General features: G+C 70.5%; 21 protein-coding genes. 12 read left to right on the top strand and 9 right to left on the bottom strand.

What is annotated here, in order from left to right:
* Positions 1–10 precede the first annotated feature (10 nt).
* The 4 genes from J2853_RS07915 to J2853_RS07900 all read right to left on the bottom strand — a co-directional run bounded on the left by J2853_RS07915 (position 11) and on the right by J2853_RS07900 (position 3,036).
* Entirely contained in the window at positions 11–385 is a 375-nt protein-coding gene (locus J2853_RS07915; RefSeq protein ID WP_307556312.1) for an STAS domain-containing protein, read from the bottom strand.
* Entirely contained in the window at positions 382–1,566 is a 1,185-nt protein-coding gene (locus tag J2853_RS07910; RefSeq protein WP_307556311.1) for a PP2C family protein-serine/threonine phosphatase, read from the bottom strand. The genes J2853_RS07915 and J2853_RS07910 overlap by 4 nt, the downstream gene beginning before the upstream one ends.
* An 86-nt stretch (positions 1,567–1,652) precedes the next feature.
* Positions 1,653–2,471, bottom strand: coding sequence for an alpha/beta fold hydrolase (locus J2853_RS07905; protein ID WP_307556310.1), 819 nt, complete (start codon positions 2,469–2,471; stop codon positions 1,653–1,655).
* A gap of 118 nt (positions 2,472–2,589) precedes the next feature.
* Positions 2,590–3,036 carry an ATP-binding protein gene (locus J2853_RS07900; RefSeq protein WP_307556309.1) on the bottom strand — a complete coding sequence of 149 codons (447 nt, stop codon included), beginning with the start codon at positions 3,034–3,036 and terminating at the stop codon, positions 2,590–2,592.
* A 605-nt stretch (positions 3,037–3,641) separates the two neighbouring features.
* Between J2853_RS07900 and J2853_RS07895 the strand changes: the two genes are divergently transcribed.
* Both J2853_RS07895 and J2853_RS07890 read left to right on the top strand, forming a co-directional pair.
* Positions 3,642–6,182, top strand: coding sequence for an ATP-binding protein (locus J2853_RS07895; protein ID WP_307556308.1), 2,541 nt, complete (start codon positions 3,642–3,644; stop codon positions 6,180–6,182).
* A gap of 244 nt (positions 6,183–6,426) precedes the next feature.
* Positions 6,427–6,774, top strand: coding sequence for an avidin-fold protein (locus J2853_RS07890; protein WP_307556307.1), 348 nt, complete (start codon positions 6,427–6,429; stop codon positions 6,772–6,774).
* 121 nt (positions 6,775–6,895) lie between these two features.
* Here the strand turns inward: J2853_RS07890 and J2853_RS07885 are convergent, their stop codons facing one another.
* Positions 6,896–7,579, bottom strand: coding sequence for an Lrp/AsnC family transcriptional regulator (locus tag J2853_RS07885; protein WP_307556306.1), 684 nt, complete (start codon positions 7,577–7,579; stop codon positions 6,896–6,898).
* Positions 7,580–7,697: 118 nt separating this feature from the next.
* Here J2853_RS07885 and J2853_RS07880 point away from each other — a divergent pair, with 118 nt between their 5' ends.
* From J2853_RS07880 to J2853_RS07850, 7 genes are all read left to right on the top strand, one after another.
* Positions 7,698–9,305 (top strand): ABC transporter substrate-binding protein, encoded by a 1,608-nt coding sequence (locus J2853_RS07880; protein WP_307556305.1) that lies wholly within the window; start codon positions 7,698–7,700, stop codon positions 9,303–9,305.
* Between the two features lie 70 nt (positions 9,306–9,375).
* Positions 9,376–10,386: an ABC transporter permease gene (locus J2853_RS07875; protein ID WP_307556304.1), complete on the top strand. Its 1,011-nt coding sequence runs from the start codon at positions 9,376–9,378 to the stop codon at positions 10,384–10,386.
* A complete protein-coding gene (locus J2853_RS07870) occupies positions 10,383–11,222 on the top strand; it encodes an ABC transporter permease (RefSeq protein ID WP_307556303.1) in 840 nt (279 codons plus the stop codon). The genes J2853_RS07875 and J2853_RS07870 overlap by 4 nt, the downstream gene beginning before the upstream one ends.
* The gene (locus tag J2853_RS07865) at positions 11,219–11,992 is read left to right on the top strand and encodes an ABC transporter ATP-binding protein (protein ID WP_307556302.1); all 774 of its coding nucleotides are present in this window, start codon (positions 11,219–11,221) and stop codon (positions 11,990–11,992) included. Before J2853_RS07870 ends, J2853_RS07865 begins: the two co-directional genes overlap by 4 nt.
* On the top strand, positions 11,989–12,903 hold the full coding sequence (locus J2853_RS07860; RefSeq protein WP_307556301.1) for an ABC transporter ATP-binding protein: 915 nt from the start codon (positions 11,989–11,991) through the stop codon (positions 12,901–12,903). Before J2853_RS07865 ends, J2853_RS07860 begins: the two co-directional genes overlap by 4 nt.
* Positions 12,879–13,874, top strand: a complete 996-nt coding sequence (locus J2853_RS07855) for a M24 family metallopeptidase (protein WP_307556300.1) — start codon at positions 12,879–12,881, stop codon at positions 13,872–13,874. The genes J2853_RS07860 and J2853_RS07855 overlap by 25 nt, the downstream gene beginning before the upstream one ends.
* A gap of 360 nt (positions 13,875–14,234) precedes the next feature.
* Entirely contained in the window at positions 14,235–16,274 is a 2,040-nt protein-coding gene (locus J2853_RS07850; protein ID WP_307556299.1) for a cellulose binding domain-containing protein, read from the top strand.
* A 225-nt stretch (positions 16,275–16,499) separates the two neighbouring features.
* Here J2853_RS07850 and J2853_RS07845 read toward each other — a convergent pair whose 3' ends face one another.
* The 3 genes from J2853_RS07845 to J2853_RS07835 all read right to left on the bottom strand — a co-directional run bounded on the left by J2853_RS07845 (position 16,500) and on the right by J2853_RS07835 (position 20,196).
* Positions 16,500–18,290, bottom strand: a complete 1,791-nt coding sequence (locus J2853_RS07845; RefSeq protein WP_307556298.1) for a S8 family serine peptidase — start codon at positions 18,288–18,290, stop codon at positions 16,500–16,502.
* 474 nt (positions 18,291–18,764) lie between these two features.
* Positions 18,765–19,085, bottom strand: a complete 321-nt coding sequence (locus J2853_RS07840; protein ID WP_307556297.1) for a protealysin inhibitor emfourin — start codon at positions 19,083–19,085, stop codon at positions 18,765–18,767.
* Between the two features lie 25 nt (positions 19,086–19,110).
* Positions 19,111–20,196, bottom strand: coding sequence for a M4 family metallopeptidase (locus J2853_RS07835; RefSeq protein ID WP_307556296.1), 1,086 nt, complete (start codon positions 20,194–20,196; stop codon positions 19,111–19,113).
* A gap of 388 nt (positions 20,197–20,584) precedes the next feature.
* Here J2853_RS07835 and J2853_RS07830 point away from each other — a divergent pair, with 388 nt between their 5' ends.
* A complete protein-coding gene (locus tag J2853_RS07830) occupies positions 20,585–21,424 on the top strand; it encodes a metallophosphoesterase family protein (protein WP_307556295.1) in 840 nt (279 codons plus the stop codon).
* Positions 21,421–22,062: a 4'-phosphopantetheinyl transferase family protein gene (locus J2853_RS07825; RefSeq protein WP_307556294.1), complete on the top strand. Its 642-nt coding sequence runs from the start codon at positions 21,421–21,423 to the stop codon at positions 22,060–22,062. Before J2853_RS07830 ends, J2853_RS07825 begins: the two co-directional genes overlap by 4 nt.
* 3 nt (positions 22,063–22,065) lie before the next feature.
* On the opposite strand, the gene J2853_RS07820 is transcribed toward J2853_RS07825, so the two are convergent.
* Complete coding sequence (locus J2853_RS07820; RefSeq protein WP_307556293.1) at positions 22,066–23,220, bottom strand: phospholipase D-like domain-containing protein; 1,155 nt, start codon at positions 23,218–23,220, stop codon at positions 22,066–22,068.
* Positions 23,221–23,358: 138 nt separating this feature from the next.
* On the opposite strand from J2853_RS07820, the gene J2853_RS07815 reads away from it, so the two are divergent.
* Positions 23,359–24,960 carry a phospholipase D family protein gene (locus J2853_RS07815; RefSeq protein WP_307556292.1) on the top strand — a complete coding sequence of 534 codons (1,602 nt, stop codon included), beginning with the start codon at positions 23,359–23,361 and terminating at the stop codon, positions 24,958–24,960.
* Positions 24,961–24,968 lie beyond the last annotated feature (8 nt).

Below are 24,968 nucleotides of genomic sequence, written 5' to 3'. Positions count from 1 at the left end.
GCCCCGGGCCCTACACGACGCCCGGCCGGCCACGGAGGACGGCCAGGGCGTCGGCGCGGGTGGGATGCACGGCGAAGAACCGCACCAGCCCGGTCATCTGAAAGGCCCTGACCAGACGGGGATGCAGGTCGGTCAGCGCGATCACCCCGCCGCGTTCGTCGATCAGGGCACGCAGGGCCAGGAAGATCCTGATCCCGGTGGAGTCGCAGAACGCCAGCTCCGCCAGGTCCAGGACCAGGCAGCGGTGTTCACCGGTCAGCAGGACCAGGATCTGCGCGCGCAGAACCTCGGCGTTGTCGTAGTCCAGCTCACCGCTCAACGCCACGATGAGGGTGTCCGGCAGCGTGCCGTCGGGGTGCGGGGTGAGCTGGACGGCAGCGGTCATGACGATACCTTCGGCGGCGGAGACGAGGACGGGGCCGGAACGGTCAGGGCCAGGACGGCGGTGTCGTCGGTCAGACCGGACCCGAAGCCGGTCAGCACCCGGGCGACGGCCTCGGTCATCTCCGGGGCGGAGGCGCCGGACAACGTCGCGGCCAGCTCCTCCAGACGGTCGTCACCGAACAGATCACCGTCGGGCATCCGCGCCTCGGTCAGCCCGTCGGTGTACAGCAGCAGGCCGTCACCGGGGTCCAGGCGGACGGTGGAGGTGGCGAAGTACGGGTCGCTCATCAGCCCGACCAGCAGCCCGCCGTCCGGATGGACCGGCTCGACCGCGCCCGAGCCGCGGATGGCCAGGGCGGGCGGGTGCCCGCCCCCGGTCAGCGTGATCTCCGCCGTCCCGGGGGCGACGACGGTCAGCAGGCCGAACAGCACGGTGCAGTAGAACGGATACTCGGAGCTGTACTCGGCCAGCAGAGCGCTGTTCAGGCTTTCCAGCACGCTGACCGGGTCGGGGTCGCCGTGCGCCGCGGCGCGCAGGGTGTAGCGCACCAGCGACGTCATGGTCGCCGCCTCGGCGCCCTTGCCGCACACGTCGCCCAGGAAGAACGCCCACCGGTCGTCGGCCAGGCGGAACAGGTCGTAGAAGTCGCCGCCGAGCTGGTCGGCGGAGGCGGTGTGGTAGTGCGCGGCGACCTCCATCCCCGGCACCGCGGGCAGGGCGGGGGGCAGCAGGCTGCGCTGCAAGGTGGACACCAGGCGCTGCAGGCGTTCGCGGTCGCGGTCGGCCTCCTGGCGGGCGCGCAACAGCTCGCGTTCGTAGGCGCGGCGGTCACGGGCGTCGAAGACGGTGGTGCGGATCAGCAGCGGTTCACCGTCGGGGCCGGTTTTGAGCGTGGAGGTGACCAGGACCGGCAGCCGGGTGCCGTCGGCGGCCCGCATCTCCAGGGCCACCCCGCCGAGCTTGCCCTGCATGCGGAGCAGGGGGGCGAAGTGCGTCTCGTGGTAGAGCCTGCCGCCGACGGTGAGCAGGTCGGCGAAGCGGCGCCGGCCCACGAGCTCCTCGCGGGTGTGGCCGAGCCAGGTCAGCAGCGTGGTGTTGATTTTGGCGATCTGACCGTCCAGGAGCGTGGACAGGTAGCCGCAGGGCGCGTTCTCGTACAGGTCCTCCGTGCTGTCCTCCAATAACGCGCTGAAAAGGGCCTCCGGGCTGAGGCCGGCGCTACCGGGGCCGTCCCCGCCGGGACCGGAGGCGCACCCGGTGTCGCACATCATCGTGAGTCGGCCGCGGAGGAGTCGGCGGCGAAGGCGGCGATCGCCTGAGTGGTGGCCTCCGGGGCGCTCAGCTGCGGGCAGTGCCCGGTGGCGTCCAGGGTGACCAGGCGGCTGCCGGGGATCTGGGCGTGCACGAACGCGCCCACCTGCGGCGGCGCGATGGCGTCGCTGGCGCACTCGATGACCAGCGTCGGCACGGTCACCTTGGCCAGGTCGGCCCGGTTGTCCGACAGGAAGGTGGTGTGCGCGAAGGCACGCGCGATCTTCGGGTCGGTGCGGCAGAAGCTGTTGGTCAGCTCCTCGCCCAGTTCGGGACGGTCCGGGTTCCCCATGATCACCGGTGCCATCGCCGCCGACCAGCCCAGGTAGTTGCTGTCCAGCGACTCCAGCAGTTCTTCGATGTCGGCCTGGCTGAAGCCGCCCCGGTAGTCGCCGTCGTCGACATAGCGCGGTGAGGGAGTGAGCAGGACCAGCTTGGCGAACCGCTCCGGCTCCCGGATCGCCGCCAGCACCCCGATCATCGCGCTGACCGAATGCCCCACGAAGATCACCTGATCCAGGTCCAGCTCCCGGCAGATCTGCAGCACGTCATCGGCGTAGCCGTCCAGCGCCGCATAGCGCTCGGCCCGCCAGGCCGACAGATCCGACCGGCCCGCCCCCACATGGTCGAACAGCACCACGCGGAACTCCCCTGCCAGCGTCGGCGCCACCAGGCGCCACATGTTCTGGTCGCAGCCGAACCCGTGCGCCAGCATCACCACCGGCCCGTTGTCCTTGCCGATCTGTGTCACATTGTTTCTGCCACGTACGTCCATGTTGCACATCATTTCATCCGATCTGACACCGGCGTGATGCCGCGTTCCGCCGTAGGCGGCGAAGGCAGCGGCGCCCTCATGCCCGAAAAGAGCGATCGCGCAGCCGATCGGCCCGCGATCACTCGGGCATGGCGGCGCCCGGCTGGGGCACGGCGGCACCCGGCTGGGGCACGAAGGCGGGGTGCAGGCGCATCCGGAGCCGGACGATGGATCGCCCCTCCTGCTGGTGGATGGTGAATTCGTCGCACAACTGGCCCATCAGCCACAGCCCGAAGCCCCCGTCCGCGTGCGCGGAGGGGCGCCGGCGGTCGACGTCGCGCGGAGTGAGCAGGCCGACGGTGTCGGAGATCTCGACGCTCACCCCTTCCTCGTCGTGCCAGAACGTCACGGTGCCGACTCCGCCACCGTGTTCCAGCACGTTGATGACGGCCTCGTTGGCGGCCAGCAGCAGATCGTCGCGCCGCGTCCCGGTCAATCCCGCCAGGGTCGCGGCCTGGGTGATCCGGTGTCGCAACGCGGTGAGGTCGGTGCTGATCGGCCAGTGCATTCCCTGGTCGGGATTCACGCGCGCCCTCTCATGGGGATGCCGTTTCTGGATCTCACCGGGGGCCACCGACGCGCCTACCAGAATCAGGATGGTTACTGACGAACTACGCGATGATAACCACCCGCCTCGGGCTGCTCAACCATCACCCGCAGGTGGCAGCGCTCCCACCGGCAACGGCGCCGCCGCGCCACGCGGGTCCGGACGAGCGGAAGCCGGGCGAGTGGGAAAGCAGGAGACGCCCGTCGCCGTGACGGCCGGAGACGCGCCGCCGCGCGTCACCGGCTCGTCATGAGTGTCGCGTTCTGCGGGCACGAACGCGGGAAAGCCGTTCACACCGGACGTCTGCTGGAGCGTGCCCCTGTCGAGCTCCACCATGACGGCCCCCACCGGCCGGAACGCCCCCACCGGCCCGCGGCCTCCTCCACCGTGCCGGCGGCTACCGCCGCGACCGCGTCCCGGCCCCCTGACCCGGACGCGGCGCGCTCGACGAATGCACCGACCGCCGAATGTGGGGCGACAAACCCATCGAAACCTAAACTTCACCGACCAACCAGGATCTTGTACCGGACGTTGAACCGGACGTCCGGTACGCTGCTGAACCGACCAAGGGGGTGCCGGTCTCGATGGACGCGTTCGGAACACTGCTCCGGCGCCATCGGCTGCACCGCCGGCTCACGCAGGAGGCACTCGCCGAGCGGGCCGGGGTCAGCTCCCGCTCGATCCGTGAGATGGAGCGGGTTCCCGGCCGGGGTCCCCGTCCGGGAACGGTCGAACGACTCGCGGTGGCGCTGGAGCTGACCGGCGACGAGCGGGCGGAGTTCGTCGGCGCCGGGCACACGCTCTTCTGGGCCAGCCGCGCCGGCCGGTCCGGCCGAAACGCCCCGCCGGACGAGGACACGAGCGCCGCCGGCTCGCCGCTGTGGCAGTTGCCCGCGGATCTCCCCGACTTCGTCGGCCGTGACGACGAGCTGACCCTGGTGTGCGAGGCGCTCGATCCGGCCGCCGGCGGGGTGAGACGGGCGATGATCTCTGGACCTCCGGGGGTGGGCAAGACGGCGCTGGCGGTGCACGTCGGCCACCGGCTCGCGTCGTGGTTCCCCGACGGGCAGCTGTACGCGGCGCTGCGTGGCGCCACCGGCGACCCGGCCGCTCCGGCCGAGGTGCTGGCCCAGTTGCTGCGGGTGCTCGGCGTGGACGGGCCGGCCCTGCCCGCCGGAGTGGACGCGCGCGCGGGACTGTTCCGGGCCCGGTTGGCGGGACGGCGGATGCTGCTCGTCCTCGACGACGCCGGCGGGTATCGCCACGTGGAGCCGCTGCTGCCCGCCGAGGGCATCGCGGTGATGGTGACGAGCCGGCTGCCGCTGACCGGGCTTCCCGGCGTGACCGCCATCGACCTGCGTCCGCTGTCCGGCCCGACGGCCGTCGAACTGCTCTGCCGGGTGGCCGGCGCGGAGCGCGTGCGGGCCGAGTCCGCGGCCGCGGCGGAGCTGGTCACCGCGTGTGGCGGGTTGCCGCTGGCGGTCCGGATCGTCGCCGCACGGCTGGCCGCGCGGCCGCACTGGACGGTGGGAACGCTCACCGAACGGCTGGCCGACGAACGCCGCCGGCTCGACGAGCTGCGCCACGGAGACCTGGCCGTGCGTCCAGGACTCCAACTCACCTACCAGGGGCTCACCCCGGCCGCAGCCCGCGCGTTCGCGCTGCTCGGGGAGCTGGACGTCCCGTCGTTTCCGGAGTGGCCGGTGGCCGCGCTGCTGAACGTCGAGCCGGTCGCGGGCGCCGCCGCGCTTGAGGAGCTGCTCGACGCGCGACTGCTGGACGATCTCGGCCCCGACCGGGCCGGCCAGCCGCGCTACCGGTTTCACGAAGTGACCAAACTGTACGCGCGCGAGTGCCGGGAGGCCGAGATCGGCCGGGCCGAATGGGCCGCCGCGCTGGCGCGGGCCGCCGGCGGCTGGCTGGCCCTCGCCCGGCAGGCCCAGGACCGCCTGCACTGCGATCGGCTGTACCTCGACGACAGGAGTGGGGCGGCGTCCGTCGCCGACCCGCGGGCGGCCGCCGTCGCCGCCGACCGGCCCGTCGAATGGTTCGAGGCGGAACGGGAGACGCTGGCGGTGCTGGTGCAGGCGTGCGCCGGGGAGGGCCTGGCGGTGACCGCGCGCGGCCTGGCCGGCTGTAGCGCCGACTTCTACGATCTGCGGGGTTACTACGCCGACTGGCTTCGGTCCATGCGGGTGGCGCTGGAGGCGTGCAGGCAGGCCGGTGATCGTCCCGGCGAGGCGGCGATGCTGCGCGGCCTCGGTGGCTGCCTGGTCGAGCTCGACGACCCGGACGAGGCGGTGTCGACGCTGCGCTCCGCGCGGGCGCTGGCCCAGGAGGTCGGCGACCGGGCCGGAGCCGCGATGGCCCGTAAACACATCGGGTTCGTGCTGTCCCTGACCGGCCGGCTCGACGCGGCCGAGGTCGAGCTGCGTGCCGCCGCCGAGGAGCTGAGGAGCGTCGGCATGCGCCTCACCGAGGTCACGACGCTCACCAGCCTCGGATTCGTGTTGCGGCAGCGGGGCGACGGCACCGAGGCCGTCGACATCATCCGCTCCGCGTTGGCCATCGCCCGTTCGTGTCATGATCGGTTCGCCCAGGCGTACGCCTCGCGAGGTCTCGCCGGTGCGCTTGTGGCCTGCGGCCAGGCTCGGGAGGCCGTATCGGAGGCCCGGCGGGCCGCCGAGCTCTTCGAGCTGATCGGTGACCCGATCGGCGCCGCCCAGAGCCTGCGGACGCTGGGAGAGGCACTCGCGTACGAACCCCACCGGCTGGCCGAGGCCGAGCAGGCCCTGGCCGCCGCGGCGTCCCTGTTCCGTGATCGGGGGCACGACTGGGGTTTCGCCCTCACCGAGCTGAGCCTTGGCGAGCTTGAGGTGAGACGTGGTTCCGCCGACGCCGCCGGCCGCCTCCACCGCGCCCTGCGGTACTGGACCGACCAGCAGGTGCCGGCCCTGCAGGCGCGGACGCTCGTCGCCCTGGCCTCCGTGGCCGAGCAGGCGGACGACCCCGGGGCGCGGCAGTTGCTGCTGAGGGCCTACCGGCTCTACCAGGAGCTGGGAGTGCCCGCGGCCGAACTCGCGGCGCGACTCGGACTGCCCGAGGACACCACGTCGCCGGTGTGAATCCCGGCCGGCTCGGCGACGCCCCCGCCGCCATTGACGTCATCGTTCGCAGCCGGTGGAGGGACGCTCACCCGCCCGGGGACGGCTTCGCGAGGAAAGACCGATCCGGGGGCGGGAGCGCGGATCTCGTCCGTCCCCACCGGATCGGCGCCCGGCTGGACGGATCACCGTCCCGGAATGCCGTGGTGAGCAGAACGTCCAACCTGGGTTGCGGATGCCCGGTGGAGCGGCACGATGCGGAGGCGTGAACGACAACGACCTTCTCAACGACCGCAGGTTTGTCATGGTCAGCTCGACGGCGAGCTCGGTGGACCCGGACGGGCCCACCGAGTTCGCCTACCGGGAGTCCGGCGGGATCATCTGGGGCGACTACACCGGTGACACGGTGGTCCATGGACGCTTCGTCGGCACCAGGGACGGCGACCGGATCGAGCTGACCTACGTCCATCTGACCAAGAAGGGGGACCGCGTCGGCGGGCAGAGCAGCAGCCGGATCGAGACCCTTCCCGACGGCCGGTTGAACCTGGTCGAGGAGTTCCAGTTCGCCGGGGACGACACGGCGCACGTGAGTGTGTGCACGGAGATTCTCTAGTCAGGCTCGCCGGTCGGACCGCGCGCTCCAGAGGATCCGCGCGCCTCTCACGGAGAACGTGCCGTTCCGAGGGATCCGTGCGCATCTCCTGGAGAACGCGCGGTCCGGCGGGAAGGACGGTTCAGGCGTCCCGCTGGAGTTGGGCGCGGCCCTCGGCCGCCCCCACGAAACGCATCATGCCCAAGGGGACGTCCTCCCCGGATCCCCCGGACCCCGCCGGGTGACCCGGGCCCCCCGCGTTCCCCACGGGGTCGGCGGCCGGACGGCGGACGGACCGGCTGGGGCCGCGGTCGCTCGGCAGGACGTAGGGCCGCCTGAGCACCTCGTCCAGGATGAAGACGGTCTCGGTGGCCTTGACCGCCGGGATGTTGGCCAGCCGGTCGGTCACCATCGCGTGCACGGCGGCGACGTCGGTCACGCGGACCTGGATCATCGCGTCGTGCTGGCCCGTCGTGATCGCGCAGTACTCCACCTCGGGCATCGTCGCGAGCTGGGCGCGGAACTGGCGCCACATCTGCTGCCGGACGGTCACGAAGATCAACGCGGTGATGCCGAGACCTGCGCGGACGTGGTCGATCTCGGCCGTGAACCGTTTGATCGCGCCGTCGGCGCGCAGCGCCTCGAAGCGCGTGTAGGCGTTCGCCCGAGAGATGCCGACCCGCTCGGCCAGGGCCGCCACGGAGATCCTCCCGTTCTCGCGCAGCACCTCAAGGATCTTCAAATGTGTCGCGTCGAGCTCCAGGCCGATGCCGATCCGTCCAGGTTGACCGCCTTCGTGAACCGAGCCCCTTGACGTTTCGGTCATCCCAATACCTCCTGAGCCATATTTGTCCCAGCTTAACCCCATGAGCTGGACGTTCTGCCGGAGAATCCATGGCCATCGGCGACTAAACGCCCACATGGCATATTTCGGAGGACACAGAATGGCGATCCGTTCACGGCGCCCCGGAGGGAAGGCAGCCCTGCTGCCGGTGCTGCTCACCGGCGCCCTCGCCCTCGCCGCCTGCTCGAGCGGCGGCTCGTCCACGACGTCCCAGAGCGGTGGCACCGCCGCCGCCAAGACGCTCGTGATCGACACCTCCTTCGACCTCAAGACGGCCGACCCCGGACGGACCTACGAGCCGACCGGCCTGACCATCGACAAGGCGACCTACGAGACACTCCTCACGTTCGAGGGCTCCGACGTCACCAAGCCGGTGCCGGCCCTCGCCGAGTCGTTCGAGCTGTCCAAGGACGGCAAGACCCTGACGCTCAAGCTCCGTCAGGGCGCCACCTTCTCCGACGGCTCGCCGGTCACCGCCGACGACGTCGTCTTCTCGCTGGACCGCGTGCGCGACATGAAGGGCACGCCGTCGTTCCTGCTCGACGGCGTGAAGGTGTCCAAGACCGACGCGGACACGATCACGCTGACGTCGAAGAACGCCAACCCGGCGCTGCCCTACATCCTGCCCAACCCCGCGCTGGGCATCCTCAACTCCAAGGTCGCCAAGGAGCACGGCGCCACCGCGGACACCGGCGACAAGGCCGAGCAGTACCTCAACTCCGACTCGGCCGGCTCGGGACCGTACACGATCGAGTCGTTCAACGTCAGCAGCCAGGTCGTGCTCAAGGCCAACCCGAAGTACTGGGGCCCGGACAAGCCGTTCTACGACAAGGTCGTGATCCGCAACGTCGAGGCCGCGACGCAGAAGCTCAACATCGCGCGGGGCGACAGCCAGGTCGCGCTGAACCTCTCCGGCGACCAGGTCGCCGGCATCTCGGGCGACCTGCAGGTCACGAAGACGGCCTCGGCGAATGTGATCTTCCTGCTCGCCAACCAGGACCCCTCGGTCAGCAAGGTCACCTCCAACCCCAAGTTCGCCGAGGCCATCCGTAAGGGCATCGACTACGACGGGCTGCTGGAGCTGGCGGGCGAGGGCTCGGTGCAGGCGCCCGGGGTGATCCCCTCGATGTTCCTGGGCGCGCTTCCTCCGGAGGCCGCGGCCAAGCGTGACGTCGAGGGTGCCAAGGCGGCCCTCAAGGAGAGCGGCGTGACCAGCCCGACGGTCAAGCTGGAGTACCCCAGCGAGCTGACCGTCAACGGCCTGTCCTTCCAGCCCCTCGCCGAGCGGATCCAGGCCAACCTCAAGGAGGTCGGCATCACCGTGGAGCTCACTCCCGCGCCGGTCACCACGGCCCTGGACAACTACCGCAACGGCAAGGAGGAGCTGGGCCTGTGGTACTGGGGTCCCGACTATCCGGACCCCAGCGACTACCTGGCGTTCCTGCCGGGCAAGGTCGTGGGCCTGCGGGCCGGGTGGAAGGCCGGTGCCGACAAGGACCTGGAGGCGGCCGGCGACGCGGCGGCCACCACCATCGGCGACGACGCCAGGAAGCAGGCCTACGCCGACCTCCAGACGAAGCTGAACGCCTCGGGCCCGTTCGTCCCCCTGATCCAGCCCAGCCAGAACATCGTGACGGCCGCGTCCGTCACCGGTCTGGAGTACCACCCGGTGTGGACCGTCGATGTCGCCGACCTCGGTGCCAAGTAAGGACCTGAAGGCCGGTACGGACCCGCGGAAGCCGGGCCGTACCGGCCGCGCCGGAAGGCGGAGCCCGCTGGTGCGCTTCCTGGTTCGCAGGGTGCTCACCGCGCTGCTGCTGGCCGTGGGCATCACACTCGTGACCTTCGTCCTGACCAACCTGGTCCCCGGCGACCCCGTCTCGGCCAACCTCGGCCAGCGGGCCCTCGGCGACCCGGCGATCGTGGCGCAGTGGCGGACCGAGCACGGCCTGGACAAGCCGCTCCCCGAGCAGTACCTGCTGCACCTGGAGGGAATCCTCCACGGCGACCTCGGGACGAGCCAGCAGAGCCACCGCCCGGTCCTCGACGACCTGGCGGAGTTCGTGCCGGCCACGCTCGAACTCGCCGGCGCGGCGATCCTGATCTCCCTCGTGACGGGCGTGGCGTTCGGCGTGATCGCGGCGCTGCGCCGTGACCGGCTCTCCGACCACCTGCTCCGGGTCCTCAGCCTGATCGGCATCTCGGTGCCGACGTTCTGGCTGGCGCTGATGGCGTTCTACGTCTTCTTCTACCGGTTGCAGATCACTCCGGGCAGCGGTCGCATCGACCCGAGCATGAGCCCTCCCCCTCACGTCACCGGGCTGTACACGATCGACTCGGTGCTCTCGGGACAGTGGGACGTGTTCTCCTCGGCGGTCGGCCACCTCATCACCCCCGCGCTGGTGCTGGCCCTCTACACCATCGGCCTGCTCACCCGGTTCACCCGGTCGGCGGTGCTGGAGGTGCTGGGCCAGGACTACGTGCGCGCCGCGAGGGCGAAGGGCCTGCCCCCCAGGGTGATCCTGCTCCGCTACGTGCTGCGCTCGGCGCTGGTCCCGATCATCACGGTCGCGGGCCTGGCCTTCGGCAGCCTGCTGTCCGGCACCGTGCTCGTCGAGGCGATCTTCGCCTGGCCGGGGGTCGGGCAGTACGCCTACAAGAGCGCGACCACCCTCGACCTGCCCGCCGTGATGGGCGTCGGCCTGGTGGTCGGCGGCGTCTACCTCGTCATCAACCTGATCGTCGACGTGCTGTACGGCGTCATCGACCCCAGAGTGAGACTCCAGTGAAACTCCCCCAAGCCTGGCGGCAGCCGCTGGCGATCGTCGGCGGGGTGATCGCGGTCGCCTGGATCGTGATCGCGCTGGCCGCCCCGCTGCTGGCACCGCACGACCCGCTCGCCCAGGACCTGCCGCGGCTGGCCGCGCCGGGCCCGGGCCACTGGTTCGGCACCGACCAGCTCGGCCGGGACATCCTGAGCAGGGTGATGTACGGCGCGCGGCTGTCCATCCCCCTGACACTGCTGCTGGTCGCGCTCTCGGTGCTGATCGGCGGCCTCCTCGGAGCCTGCGCCGGATATTTCGGTAAATGGGTTGATGAGACGATCATGCGGTTCGCCGACCTCGTCTTCGCCTTCCCCACCGTGATCCTGGCCATGGTCGTCGCCGCCGCGCTCGGCGCGAGTCTCAGCAACGCCGTGCTCGCCGTACTCGTCGTCGCCTGGCCCGCCTACGCCCGCGTCACCCGCGGTCTGGTGCTGGGCGTGCGCGAGCGCGAGTTCGTGGTGAGCGGGCGGCTGCTCGGCTTCTCCGCCTGGCGCTCGCTCCGGGTGGACGTGCTGCCGAACGTCACCGGGCCGATCCTGGTGCTCGCGACCCTCGACATCGGCACCGCGCTGCTGCTGCTGTCGGGCCTGTCGTTCCTCGGCCTCGGCGCGAAGCCGCCGTCTCCCGAGTGGGGCGCGATGGTCGCCTCCGGCGTGGAGGTCTTCGACAGCTGGTGGGTGGCGACCTTCCCCGGCCTGGCCATCCTGACGGTCGTGCTGGCCTTCAACTTCCTGGGCGACACGCTGCGCGACGCCCTCGACCCGCGGACGGCCCGCGCCATCAAGGAGCGTGCGCTTTGACCCTTCTCGCCATCTCCGATCTGAAGGTCTCCATCGGCGACAAGGAGATCCTGCGCGGCGTCGACCTCGACCTGCGACCCGGACGCGTGCACGGCCTGGCCGGCGAGAGCGGCTCGGGCAAGACGATGACCGGCCTGGCCGTGCTCGGGCTGCTCCCGCACGGAGCCCGCGCCACCGGCCGGATCACGCTGGGAGAGCGCGACCTGCTCGCCATGCCGCTCAAGGAGCTCAACGCGGTGCGCGGCGGCGAGATCGCCATGATCTTCCAGGATCCGGCGACCAGCCTGCATCCGATGCTCTCGATCGGCCGCCAGATCACCGAGCACATGCGTCACCACCTGGGCCTCGACAGGAAACAGGCGCGGGCCAGGGCCGTCGAACTGCTGGGCCAGGTGCGCATCCCCGCTCCCGAGGCGGCGATCGACCGCTACCCGCACCAGTTCTCCGGCGGCATGCGCCAGCGCATCGCGATCGCGATCGCGCTGGCCTGCTCGCCGAAGGTGCTCATCGCCGACGAGCCCACGACCGCGCTCGACGTGACCGTCCAGGCCGGGGTGCTGCGGCTGCTTCGCGGCCTCTGCGACGACCTGGACCTGGCCGTACTGCTCGTCACCCATGACCTCGGCGTGATGTCGGCGATCGCCGACGAGGTGAGCGTGATGAAGGAGGGCCTGGTCGTGGAGACGGGCCCGCGCGGTCAGGTACTGCGCGACCCGCGCCACCCCTACACCCGCGCCCTGCTGGAGTCGTTGCCCGGGGAGACCTCATGACACTGCTGACCGTGGACGATCTCGTCGTCGAGCACCGCACTCCCGGCCGCCCGCTGGTGCGCGCCGTGGCCGGAGCCAGCCTGACCGTGGCGGCGGGCGAGGTCGTCGGGCTCGTCGGCGAGTCCGGGTGCGGCAAGTCGACGCTGGCCCGCGCGGTGTGCGGGCTCAACCCCGCCGCGGCCGGGAGGATCACCTTCGACGGGCACCCGGTGACCCCGCTCGGCCTGCGTCGCAGGAACCGGTCGCTGACCGGGATCCAGATGGTCTTCCAGGACCCCTACGCCTCGCTGAACCCGCGGCGGAGGGTGGGCGCGCAGATCGCCGACGGGTTGCGCACGGCAGGTGACACCACGACCACCCCCGCCGACCTGCTGGAGCGGGTCGGACTGCCCCGCGACTTCGCCGGCCGTCACCCGCACGAGTTCTCCGGCGGCCAGCGGCAGCGGATCGCGATCGCCAGGGCGCTGGCCGCCCGGCCGTCCCTGCTGATCGGCGACGAACCCATCTCCGCGCTCGACGCGTCCGCGCAGGCGCAGGTGGCCAGGCTGATGCGGGACCTCGCGGTCTCCTCGGGCGCCGGTCTGCTCTTCATCAGTCACGACCTGTCGGTGGTACGGCTGATCGCCGACCGGATCGCGGTGATGTATCTCGGGAAGATCGTGGAGGTGGGCCGTACCGCCGAGGTGTGGGCCGATCCCCGTCATCCGTACACCAAGGCGCTGCTGGGCGCGATCCCCTCCCCCGACGGCGCCGGGGTGCTGCCGGCGGAACTCCCCGGAGACGTGCCCGATCCGGCCGACCCGCCGTCCGGTTGCCGGTTCCATCCGCGCTGCCCGGTGGCGATGGACGTCTGCCGGGAGCGCGAGCCCGACTTCGGCCCGGTCGCGTGCTGGCTGCACGAACCTGCATGATCGACGAGGTGCTCCTCAGGATGGCCGAGGAGGGGATCGACGCCCTGATCCTGCGCCCCTCCCCCGACTTCCGTTACCTGGGCGGCCGGGGCGACGGGTATCTCGTCGTGACCATGGACGGCCCTCCCGCCGTCGCGACCGGCCCGCTGGAGGCGGCGGCGCTCGTCCCCGTCTCCGCCCGCCGCGTCGGGGTGGATCCCGAGATGCGGGCCGGGGAGCTGTTCTCGCTGCGGGTGGAGGCCGAACTCGTGCTGGCGTCGGCCGTGCTCGCCCCGCTCCGGCTGAACAGGGGGCCCGCGGAGGTCTCGGCGTCGGAACACGCGGCGTCGGCGGCGGACGCGGTCCTGCTCATGGCCCGCGAGCCGGCGTGGTTCGGGGCCACCGAGCGCGCGATGGCGCGACGGCTGTGGGCCATGATGATCGAGGCGGGGTGCGAGGAGGTGCGGTCGGTGCTCGTGGCGGCCGGCGAGCACAGCGCCGTCCCCGGGCACGTGCCGTGCGACCGCGTGATCAATCCGGGCGACGCGCTCCTGGTCTCGGTGTGCGGGAGGTGGGGAGACCACTACGCGGAGGTCGCCCGCGTGTTCGCGGTGGCCGAGCCCCCCGAGGACTTCGAGGCGATGTACTCGGTGGTCCTCGCCGCGCAGCGCGCCGCCTTCGACGCGCTGCGGCCCGGCGTGCCGGCGGCGGAGGCCGGGCGGGCCGCCCGGGAGGTGATCGAGGACAGCGGCTACGGCCACTACGCCGCGGAGCGGCTGGGGCGGGGTGTCGGCCTCGGCCACGACGAGGGCCCGTGGCTCGCACCCGGTGACCCGACCGTCCTCGCGCCCGGCATGACGGTGTGCGTCGAACCGGCGATCTACCTGCCCGACCTGTTCGGCGCGCGGGTGGCCGACGTCGTGGTGTGCACCCCCACCGGGGCGCGGCGGCTCAGCGGGAGCTCGCAGTCCCTCCACGTCCTCGACCACTGAGCGAGACGGAACCACGGGATCGTGCCCCCAGCTTTGCCACGAGCTTCGACCCGATGAGGCCGGTCCCGCCAACTACCACGATCTTCATGATGAGCCTTCCTGTCCGCCGGGGCCCTTGCTCGCCCTCGGTCGCCGGCTAAGACAGGACGGACCTCCGGGTTGTGACAGATCCCGCGAAAAATTTCCGAGGCCCATGCCGCCTACGTCGGCTCGTGACTGTCATCACTTCACCGGAGCGGGCTGGAGTCTGAAAGTTTCACCGGCTGTTGACGGATATGAGGCGACCACCCACGATCATGTTGCCTCCGGGTCAGGGAGGGGGTGTCGAGTGAACGCCACTATCCGTTGCGAGGTGCACCGATGCCAAGAACTCTGTTACGGGCCGCGTCCGCCGTCCTGCTGACGCTGACCGTCCTGAACGTCCCCGCGGCGCGGGCCGACGAGGTCGCCCCGGTCGCGGTGACCGTGAACGCCCGCGCCGCGCTCGCCACCGTCCCCGAAACCGGCATCGGTACCAACCATGCGATCTGGGACAGCCGGCTGGGCACCGACGAAACCGCCGACCTGCTCAAGGAGGCGGGCATGAAGCTGCTGCGCTATCCCGGCGGCTCGTACTCCGACATCTACCACTGGGCCGACCACACCGCTCCCGGCGGCTACGTGGCTCCCAACACCGGCTTCGACACCTTCATGCGCGGCGTGCGGCGCACCGGGGCGCAGCCGATGGTGACCGCCAACTACGGCACCGGCACGGCGGAAGAGGCCGCGGCCTGGGTGCGGCACGCCAACATCACCAAGGGCTACGGCGTCAAATACTGGGAGATCGGCAACGAGAACTACGGCAACGGCCGCTACGGCTCCGCCTGGGAGGCCGACAACCACGCCGACAAGAGCCCTGCCGAGTACGCACGCCATGTCGTGGCCTACTCCGACGCGATGAAGGCCGTCGACCCGACCATCAAGATCGGCGCGGTGCTGACCACGCCGGCCAACTGGCCCGACGGGATAATCGCCGACGGCGACAGCGGAACCTGGAACGAGGTCGTCCTGGCCGCCGCCGGGTCGAAGATCGACTTTGTGATCCTGCACTGGTACCCCGGCGCCTTCGACAGGACCGCGCACATTCCGGACATGATCCAACTCACCCGTCAGCAGGTCGCGAAGTACGCGGGGCCGGGCTCCGAGCGGATCGGCATCGCGATGACCGAATTCAACACCGGGTCGAGCAGCAACGGCACGACGACCCAGCCCGGTGCGCTGGCCGCCGCCGACGCCTACTCGACGCTGCTGGCTCAGGGGGTGTTCACGGTCGACTGGTGGAACGTCCACAACGGCATCGGCAACGTCACGCAGGTCGAGGGGCACACCGACTACGGCGACTTCGGCCTGCTGTCGAGCGGGGCGTGCACCTCCGACGGCAGCGTCTGCGAACCATCGGCGAACACACCCTTCGCGCCGTACTACGCGCTCCAGATGGTGAGCAGGTTCGCCCGCCCCGGCGACCGGTTCATCCGGGCCGCAACCGACCAGGCGAAGGTCAGCGCACACGCCGCGCGCCGTCCCAACGGCGATCTGGCCGTCCTGCTGATCAACACTTCGTCCGACACGTCCTACCCCGTCACCATCGGCTACTCCGGCTTCAGCCCGGCGTCCGGGGCTCCCACCGTGCTGACCCACACCAACGGCGCCACGAGCATCGCCAGTTCGGCCACGGGCAGCGCGATCAGCCAGGCGTTGCCACCGCTCTCACTGACCACGATCGTCCTGCGTCCCGCCTCCGCCCAGGTCGGACTGCCGGGCACGCCGGGGCAGCCGACGGCCTCGGACGTGACGGACAGGGCCGCCACGATCTCCTGGCCCGCCGCCTCCGCCGGCGCGCGCCCGATCGTGAAGTATGAGATCCACCGCCAGAACGGAGCCGTCAGCGAGCAGATCGGCGAGACCGCAGGCACCTCGTTCACCGCGAACAACCTGAGGCCGGGCACTCGCCACACGGTCAACGTGATCGCACGGGACAGCGGCGGTGGCGTCTCGTCGCCCTCCTCGCCGCTGACGTTCACGACCGGCACGCCCGCTTCCAGTTCATGCTCCGTACGTCTGACCAAGCAGTCCGACTGGGGCAGCGGCTACGTCGGTGCCATCGACATCACCAACCACGGCGCGCCGATCAATGGCTGGACCCTGAACTTCAACTGGCCCAGGACGTGGCAGCGCCTGGACAGCGGCTGGAGCGCCGTCTGGACGCAGAACGAGCAGGACGTCAAGGTCGTCAACGACTCCGGCAACGGCTCGCTACCCACCGGCGCGTCGACCACGATCGGCTTCGTCGGCAACTACAGCGGCCCGAACGTGCTGCCTGCCACCTTCACCCTCAACGGAAGCGTCTGCACGACCCGATAGCAGCGGCGGGGGGCGTCCTCACGCTCATGGACGCCCCCCGCCCCTGGGCCTCCTGGCGCCGGTGACGTTCTGGGCCTGTGCCTGGTGATTCATTTGGCATATCGCCCACCCGCTCGAGGTCCCGTCGTCAGCCGGTCGGCACCGGCACATCCTCCAACGATCATGCGCCATCCAGGCTGAGCGCCCCCGCCTACCAGAGGACGTATGCGTCCCGCCGGATTCGGGTCAGTGGACGGCTCTCAGGGCATCGACGATGCCGGAACCGTAGAAACCGTTGCGGGGCCCGCTGCCCTCGCAGACCTGTTTCTCGGTCACAGTGGCGTCCGAGAGTTTCCTGGTGTAGGTGGAGGCTGACACGGTGGGGCAGGACATCCTGGTCGCGGAGTTTCGGAGGCGGTCCTCCACCACGGCAGGGTCGAGCGTCTTGCCTCCGTGCACCGGGTCGGGACGGCCGAACCTGCTGACGATCAGCGCGGCCACCCCGGCCGCGCGCGGCGCCGCCATCGAGGTTCCCTGGAGATACTGGTAGTAGCCGCAGACGGTGCCCCTGCAGTCACGGATCACGCTGGTGACCTTGGGCGTGCCGTCGGGCTTGAGCTGGCCACGCGCCTCGGCCATCGCCTTGGGATAGGCCGCGAGCGTCGCCCTGGAGACATCATGGGTGCCGGCCGCGGTGTCGAAGACGTCCCCGCCGGGCGCGGCGAGGTCGACGTAGCCGTCGCCGTAGTCGGAGTAGTACGCCTTGCGCTTGCTGATGGCGGTCGAGGAGATCGAGATCACGTGGTCGCCCTCGGTCGGCATGGACAGGCAGCTCGGTGTGATCTTGCGGGAGTAGGGGGCCTCCCCCGGTATGCCGGCCACGTCGGGGCTGGACGCGTCCGTGAGTTCCCTGGTGTAGTCGGTGGAGCCGTTGCCCGCGGCCGATATCAGGGTCACACCCCTGTCGTGGGCGTAGGTGAGCGCCCGCTGGGTGGCCTTGATGATCGTGACCTGCTCCAGCCGGTCGGCGGCGGAGTCGGCCGGGTTGTCGGTGCAGTTGAACAACCACGGATCGATGTAGTAGCTCATGTTGACCACGTCGATGCCGACGTCGCCGGCGTAGGTCAGCGCGTCCACGCTCGGCTGCAGGAAGAAGAGGCCGGAGTCCTGACCGACGCGAAGGCTCACGATCGAGACCTTGGGGGCCACCCCCGCGATGCCGAGCCGGTTGATCGGGGAGGCGATCGACGACGCCACGTGCGTGCCGTGGTCTCGCTCGTCGACATCCGCCGGGTCGTTGCAGGAACGGTCCGGCTCCGCCTCGCACGGACCGTCGAGCGATTTTCCGTTGGCGTCGACGGGGATGTCGACGGTGAAGTTACGGCTCAGCTTGTGGTTGAAGTTCGGTGCGATGTCGGGGTGTGAGGCGTCCACCCCGGTGTCGAGGATGCCGACCAGCACGCCCGGGTCGCCCTGGTGCTCCCGGTAGGCGCCGTCGGCCGTCGCGTGGATCTGCTTCATGTCCCACTGCAGCTCTGACAGCGGCTCGGCGGCGGGTGCCGGATTCGCCGGACTGCCCGACCGCATGCCCAGCGGCTTGCCGGACCGCATCCTCAGCGGTCTTCCCCGCGTCTCACCCGAGGCGGAGTCGGCCGGGGCGCCGTGACCTGCCCTCTCCACCGCCCCCATCTTGACGGCCCGGCGCACGCCGGCCTGCCGCTGGGGGGCCGGCGTACCGCTCATGGAGCGATTGTGGGCGACGCCCTCGATCGAGCCGCTGCCGCGCACCGCGTCGGCGAAGTCCGCGTTCGTCGTGGTGATCGTGGCGACACCGACCGCGCTGTTCTCCCTGACGATGGTCCCGCCCGCGGACCTCACGGCCTGCCGGGCGGCGGTGGCGCTGACGCCGCTCCTGTAGAGAACGACGTATTCGGTCTTCACACCGGGCTCGGCGTGCACCCGCCAGGCTTGCGCGGGGGGTGCCAGCCCCGCCGCCGCTAGAGCCGCGACAGCGGCGATGACGATGACGCCTTTCACACACACCTCCGTATATCGGAATATCTCCCCCACCAATGTGAATTCACGCACGGCATTAATCCATATATGAAGATAATTGCCGTCAAGACATGACAAAACCGGCGAACGTTGAAAATTCCGCTGCCCGTATGACCTGCGCTTACCGGTGGACCATCACATCGAGGTAATCACGACAGAGAATTCCTACACCAGAATCAGGGCGGCGACGTCGAGTTTCTTCCAGCAAAAATCACGTCAAGACATGGGCTGTGGCGCTTCTCGCGCAATCACGGCCGGACAAAAAGGTATATGCGCCACCACTGACATACGAGACCGGCTCGGACGTCCACTCCGTCGCCGGCCGCCCGCCACACGCCTCCGGGCGCCAGAGTCCACACCGCCGAGCCCACATCGAGCCCACGCCGCCGGGAGCCTCCGCCGGGGCCGCTCCGTCCCCGCGGAACGCCGGCGCGGGGACGGAGGCCACACAGACGATCAGCCGGGCGGGCCGACCCGTTCCTGCCGCCCGGGCAGCGAGTCCACGTACGCGATGAGGGAACGGAGCGGAGCGGAGAGGTCCTGCTCGCTCACGCGCACCGTGTGCGCACGGCCCCGGTCCTCCACCGTCACCTCGTAGTCGAAGCGATCGGGCATCGGGGGTGAGCCGCCCTCCCGCCCCGGCGGCTCCGACAAGCCGGCCTGTTCCACCTTGGCCCGCAGCGTCGCGGCGTCCCCGGGCGTCAACGACGCCGAGTCCACCGTAGTGATCGTGACAAGGCCAGCAAAACCGCCACCGCGTACGATCGACACCTTCATAGGCATAATCCTAGATGAATGCCTTTTATAGGACTCCGACCTGCTGCCATGCGCCCCGCACCTTCTTCTGCTCGTCGCCGTCGCCACCGAACAATTCTCCGGCCACCTCCACGGTCGCCTCGGCCGCTTCCACGAAATCGGATCGCGGCCCGAGCCGCTCGGTGAGCGTGACGTACCAGATCCGGCCGGCGATCTCCCAGGCGTGGCCGCCGATGGCGGTGGCCGCGAGGTAGAAGGCGTGGTTGGGGATGCCGGAGTTGATGTGGACGCCGCCGTGGTCGTTCGCGGGGTTGCGGTCGTCGGGCAGGTCGACGTAGTCGCGCATGTGCGCCGGCTGGTTGTCTCCCCCTCCGGAGGTCGACCAGGCGGTGCCCGGCGCCTTCATCGAGCGCAGGGCCGTCCCCTGCAGGGCGGTGCCCAGGATGCCCTCGCCGATCAACCAGTCGGCCTGGTCCGCCGTCTGCCCGCGGCCGTACTGCTTCACCAGGGAGCCGAAGACGTCGGAGAAGGACTCGTTCAGGGCTCCGGACTGCTTCCTGTACTCCAGTTGCGCCGTGAACTGGGTGATGCCGTGGGTCAGCTCGTGGGCGATGATGTCGATCGACTTCGCGAGAGACCCCTTGACGAAGATCTTCCCGCTGCCGTCGCCGTAGATCATCTGAAAGCCGGTCCAGGCGGCGTTGTCGTAGGCGAGCCCGTAGTGGACCGAGGACACGATCTCCAGGCCCAGCCCGTTGATGCTGTCGCGCCCGAAGATCTCCCGGTAGAAGTCGTAGGTGGCGCCGGAACCGTCGTAGGCGTCGTTGACCGCCTCGTCGGTGACCGGCGGATCGCCCTCTCCTCGCATCCTCCGTCCGGGAAGGTGGAAGTCACCGCCGTTCTCCGCGTCGTAGACCGTCCGGACCATCCCGGGGGCGGGAGCCACATCGGCGATGGTGAGATTGCTCCGCAACAGGCCCGCGACCGCGGAGCGCTGCGCTCGGCCGGCGTCCGACACGTCCAGGGTCCTGAGCGCCGCTTCCTGCTCTTCGGGGCTGCCGTGTTCGACGACCGCGTTGAGGAGATCGGGGGGCGCGATGCAGCACATCGGCGTGCTTGTGAAAGTGGTCATGGGTTAAGAATCGCTTCCATTCCTGCCAGGCGCACGGGTATGACGTCACTCATGGATACCAGTTGATTACGGTTCTCTGCGGTCACGTGAGCGGTGGCGAACAGGTCGCGCCGAAAAGTGGGGCACGCCGGACCCGCGCCCGCAGGGACGACCGGCGACCCCCTCGGCGGGGCCGGTCTCCGGAGCCGTATATGCCTTCCGGAGGCCGGCATGAGAGGGTGCATGTGCTCGACGACGAACTCATGACCATGCCCGGAGAATCGGGTGGGACGGAGGCGGCGGTGCCGGAGAAGAACACATCAGGCGAACCGGTCCCCCGGGTGGCACGCGGCGGCCACCGGGCGGCCGTGACCGGGAGAGCCACCGAGCCGGCCGGGACGGTCCGCGCATGACGTCGCTGCTGGCCATCAGCGACCTGCACATCGGCTACCAGGAGAACCGGCGCATCGTCGAGGAGTTGCGGCCCACCTCCGCCTCCGACTGGCTGCTGGTCGCCGGAGACGTCTCCGAGAAGGTCTCCGACGTCGAATGGGCGCTGCGGCTGCTCGGCGACCGGTTCGAGAAGGTGGTGTGGGCGCCGGGCAACCACGAGCTGTGGACCCATCCCAGCGACCCGGTCCAGCTGCGCGGCGAGGAGCGCTACCGCCACCTCGTCGAGGTGTGCCGGAACCTGGGGGTGGTGACGCCCGAGGACCCCTACCCGACCTGGACCGGCCCCGGCGGGCCGGTCACCGTCGCTCCGCTGTTCGTGCTGTACGACTACACCTTCCGCATGCCCGGCGTCGCGACCAAGGAGGAGGCACTCGCCCTGGCCTATGACAAGGGCGTGGTCTGCACCGACGAGATGCTGCTCCATCCCGACCCCTATCCCTCCCGGGACGCCTGGTGCGAGGCCAGGGTCGCCGAGACGGAGCGCCGCCTGGAAGCGCGCCCTCCCGGCGTCCCCACGGTGCTGGTCAACCACTACCCGCTGGTCCGCGACCCCACGCTGGTCCTGCGCCACCCGGAGTTCGCGATCTGGTGCGGCACCGAGCGCACCGCCGACTGGCACCTGCGCTTCGACGTGCACACGATGGTCTACGGCCACCTGCACATTCCCCGGACCACCTCGTACGACGGCGTCCGCTTCGAGGAGGTCTCCCTGGGATACCCCCGCGAATGGCGGCCCCGTCCCACCGCCCCCGGCCAACTCCGCCGGATCCTGCCCGCGCCGCGGTCCGCCACATGATCGAGAAGATCCTGCCGCCCTGGGTGGCGAGCGCCGAGACCTTCGGCGATCCGCCCGGCGTCATGCTGTTCCCCGAGGAGGAGGCCGTCGTCGCTCGCGCGGCGGACAGGCGGCGGCGCGAGTTCACCACCGCGCGATACTGCGCCCGCCAGGCCATGGCCCGGCTCGGACTGCCCCCGGTGCCGATCCTGCCCGGTGAGCACCGCGCTCCCGGGTGGCCCGACGGGGTGGTGGGCTCCATCACCCACTGCGACGGATACCGCGCCGCCGCCGTGTCCCTGGAGGCCCTCACCGTCGGCATCGACGCCGAACCTCACGAGCCCCTTCCCGACGGCGTCCTGGGCGTCGTCGCCCTGCCGGAAGAACGGGAGGAGCTGGCCCGGCTCGGCGACCAGGTCCACTGGGAGCGGCTGCTGTTCAGCGCCAAGGAGAGCGTCTACAAGGCGTGGTTCCCGCTGGCCGGACGCTGGCTCGGCTTCGAGGAGGCCCACGTGACCCTCGCCCCCTCGGGCACCTTCACCGCCCGCCTCCTCGTCCCCGGCCCCCTGGTGGACGGCCGGGAACTGACCGGTTTCGACGGGCGCTGGCTGGTCGCCGACGGCCTGGTGATCACCGCCATCGCCCTGCCGGGCGTGTGACGGCTACGGCTCGCCGATGAATCGTTCGCCGGCCTGTTCGATGCGCTGGATCTCGGTGCGGAAGAACAGGGCGAGTTCGGCGCACGCGTCGGGGTCGACGGGGCCGCCCTCGCGTTTGGGCAGGTCGAGGTACGGGCTGCCGATGACGAAGATGTTCTCGTCGTTGTAGTTGTTGGCGGGCGCCGTGTAGTTGAACGATCCGGCGACGACGACGGCCTCGTCGATCACCATGAGCTTGTGGTGGAGCTTGCCGAAGGCGGCGCCGCGCCTGGGGAAGTAGAGCTCGATGTGGGCGCGGTCCAGGTCATGGGTGGCGGCCCACTTCTGGGCGCCCTGCCCGGGATCCATCGCACCGGTGACGACGCGCTTCGCCTCGGCCAGGGCGATCATCGCGTCGTCGATGCCGGAGGATCCGGAGAAGGTGAAGATCGCGAAGTCGACGCGCCGGACGGCCTTGAGCATCTGCTTCATGATCTCAAGCTCGGGGGCGTGATCGGGGGCGAACAGCACCTTCACCGGGACGCCGGCGAGGTTGTAGGCGGCGGGAACCTTGCCGTGGACGCCCCTGCCGAAGTGGCCTGCCCGTATCTGGTCGAACTCGGTGCCGTACTCGTCGCAGATCCGGGCGTCGTGGAAGACGACGAGGTGGTTGAGGTTGCGGTGGCAGTCGGTGTCGGTGAAGTTCGCCGACCCGGACAGGATGGCCGAGGTGGGGAGGGTCCGGCCGCGGTAGTCGCGGACGACGAACTTCTGGTGGAAGATCGCCGGGTTGTAGTCGGCCTTGACGTCGACGCCGCACCGCAGCAGCGCCGCCAGGATCCGCCGGTTGGCCTCCAGGCTGCGGGCGCCGGGCTCCTCGCCCCACTGGACGCGACGACGCGCCGCCGCCTCGTCCTCTCCGGCGCGCGCGGTGACGACGGGCAGTTTGGCGGTGAGCAGGTAGTCCTGCTCCAGCACTACGCGGACGCTCACCCCGCGGAAGCGGGCGTCGAGGATCGCCTGGGCGATCGGTTCGGAGTCCAGCTCCTGGACCGCGATGTCCAGCGAGTGGCGGGCGCCGCCGATGAAGTCGACGATCACACCTTCGAGGTCGTCGGCCGCCCCGAGCTCCGTCGGCCCGACGAACGCCTCGATCTTGTTCCCAGCGAATGCTGCCATGGGGGCCAGCGTGACAGTCCGTCGATCCCCCATCAAGCTTTCGTGACGATGTCGTGCGTCCTCCCTCGCCCGCCGGAGGCCACCCGATCGTCAAAGCCGCGGCGTGAAATCTGGCAAAAACCGGGTAGAGCGCACTTAATGAATACAAACGACTGGTTTCTTAACGGTAAGGAGCGTGGCAACCCGGCGTCCGGAATCGATGCCCGGCATGACGACGGGGTGGCCTGGTCGGGCGGCAACACGGTACGGCCCATCCCGCACGGCGCGCCGTACTTCACCGAGTTGCTCGCCCGCGTCAACGAACTGGGCCCCGGAGACCTGCTGTTGTTCACCGACTGGCGCGGTGATCCCACCCAGAGGCTGGACGGCCCCGGCACGGAGGTCGCCCAGGTGTTCGCGGCGGCCGCGCGACGCGGGGTCGTGGTGAAGGGCCTCCTGTGGCGCTCGCATTGGGACCGGCTCCGCTTCAGCGAGGCCGAGAACCGCCATCTCGGGGAGGACATCGAGGCCGCCGGCGGAGAGTGCCTGCGTGACATGCGCGTCCCGCCCGGCGGATCGCACCACCAGAAACTCGTGGTGCTGCGGCACCGCGCCGAACCGGAACGCGACATCGCCTTCGTCGGGGGGATCGACCTGTGCTGGGGCCGCCGCGACGACTCCTCGCACAAAGGCGACCCGCAGTCCGCCCCCATGGCCAAGGTGTACGGCGCCCGCCCGCCGTGGCACGACGTCCAGGCCGCGATCCAGGGGCCGGCCGTCGGCGACGTCGAAGCCGTGTTCAGGGAGCGCTGGGAGGATCCCCAGCCGCTGACCCGCAACCCCCTGCACCGCCTGGCCGACCTGCTGCGCCACGAGGACACCCTGCCCGATCCGTTGCCGCCGCAGTTCCCCGATCCACCCGCCCGCGGGCCGCATGCCGTACAGCTCCTGCGGACCTACGCCCACCGCCGGACCCGCTATCCGTTCGCCCCCGAAGGAGAGCGCAGCGTCGCCCGCGGCTACCTCAAGGCCCTGCGCCGCGCCCGCGCCCTCATCTACATCGAAGATCAGTATCTGTGGTCGCCCCAGGTCGCGGAGTCCTTCGCCGAGGCGCTGGAGGCCAACCCGGACCTGCTGATGATCAATGTCCTGCCGCTCCACCCCGACCAGGACGGCGCGCTCAGCGCCACTCCCCAGATACTGGGCCGCGACCAGGCCCTCTCCATCCTCAAGCGCGCGGGCGGAGACCGCGTCGCGGTGTACGGGGTCGAGAACCGGGAGGGCGTCCCGATCTACGTCCACGCGAAGGTCTGCGTCATCGACGACGCCTGGTCGACCATCGGCTCGGACAACTTCAACCGGCGGTCCTGGACCTACGACTCCGAGCTCACCTGCGCGGTGCTCGACGAAACCCTCGACGGCCGGGAGCCCCTGGACCCGGGAGGCCACGGGGACGGCGCGCGCCGCTTCCCCCGCGACCTGCGGCTGACCCTCGCGCAAGAGCACCTCGACCTGACCGGCTCCTCCGATGAGGATCTTCTCGACCCGAAGGCCTTCTTCGCCGCGTTCGCCGACTCGGCCGCCGCCCTCGAACGCTGGCACGCGGAGGGCCGCCACGGGCCGCGCCCGCCCGGACGGCTACGGCTCTACGAGACCTCGCGCATGTCGCCCTGGACCGTCGCCTGGGCCGCCCCGTTCTACCGGCTCGTGTGCGACCCCGACGGACGCCCGCGCGCCATGCGCCGCAGCGGCCGGTACTGACCCGGCGC

Origin of the sequence: Streptosporangium lutulentum (genome assembly GCF_030811455.1) — a bacterium.
Lineage (GTDB): Bacteria > Actinomycetota > Actinomycetes > Streptosporangiales > Streptosporangiaceae > Streptosporangium > Streptosporangium lutulentum.
This window is presented reverse-complemented; position numbering and strand designations above follow the sequence as displayed.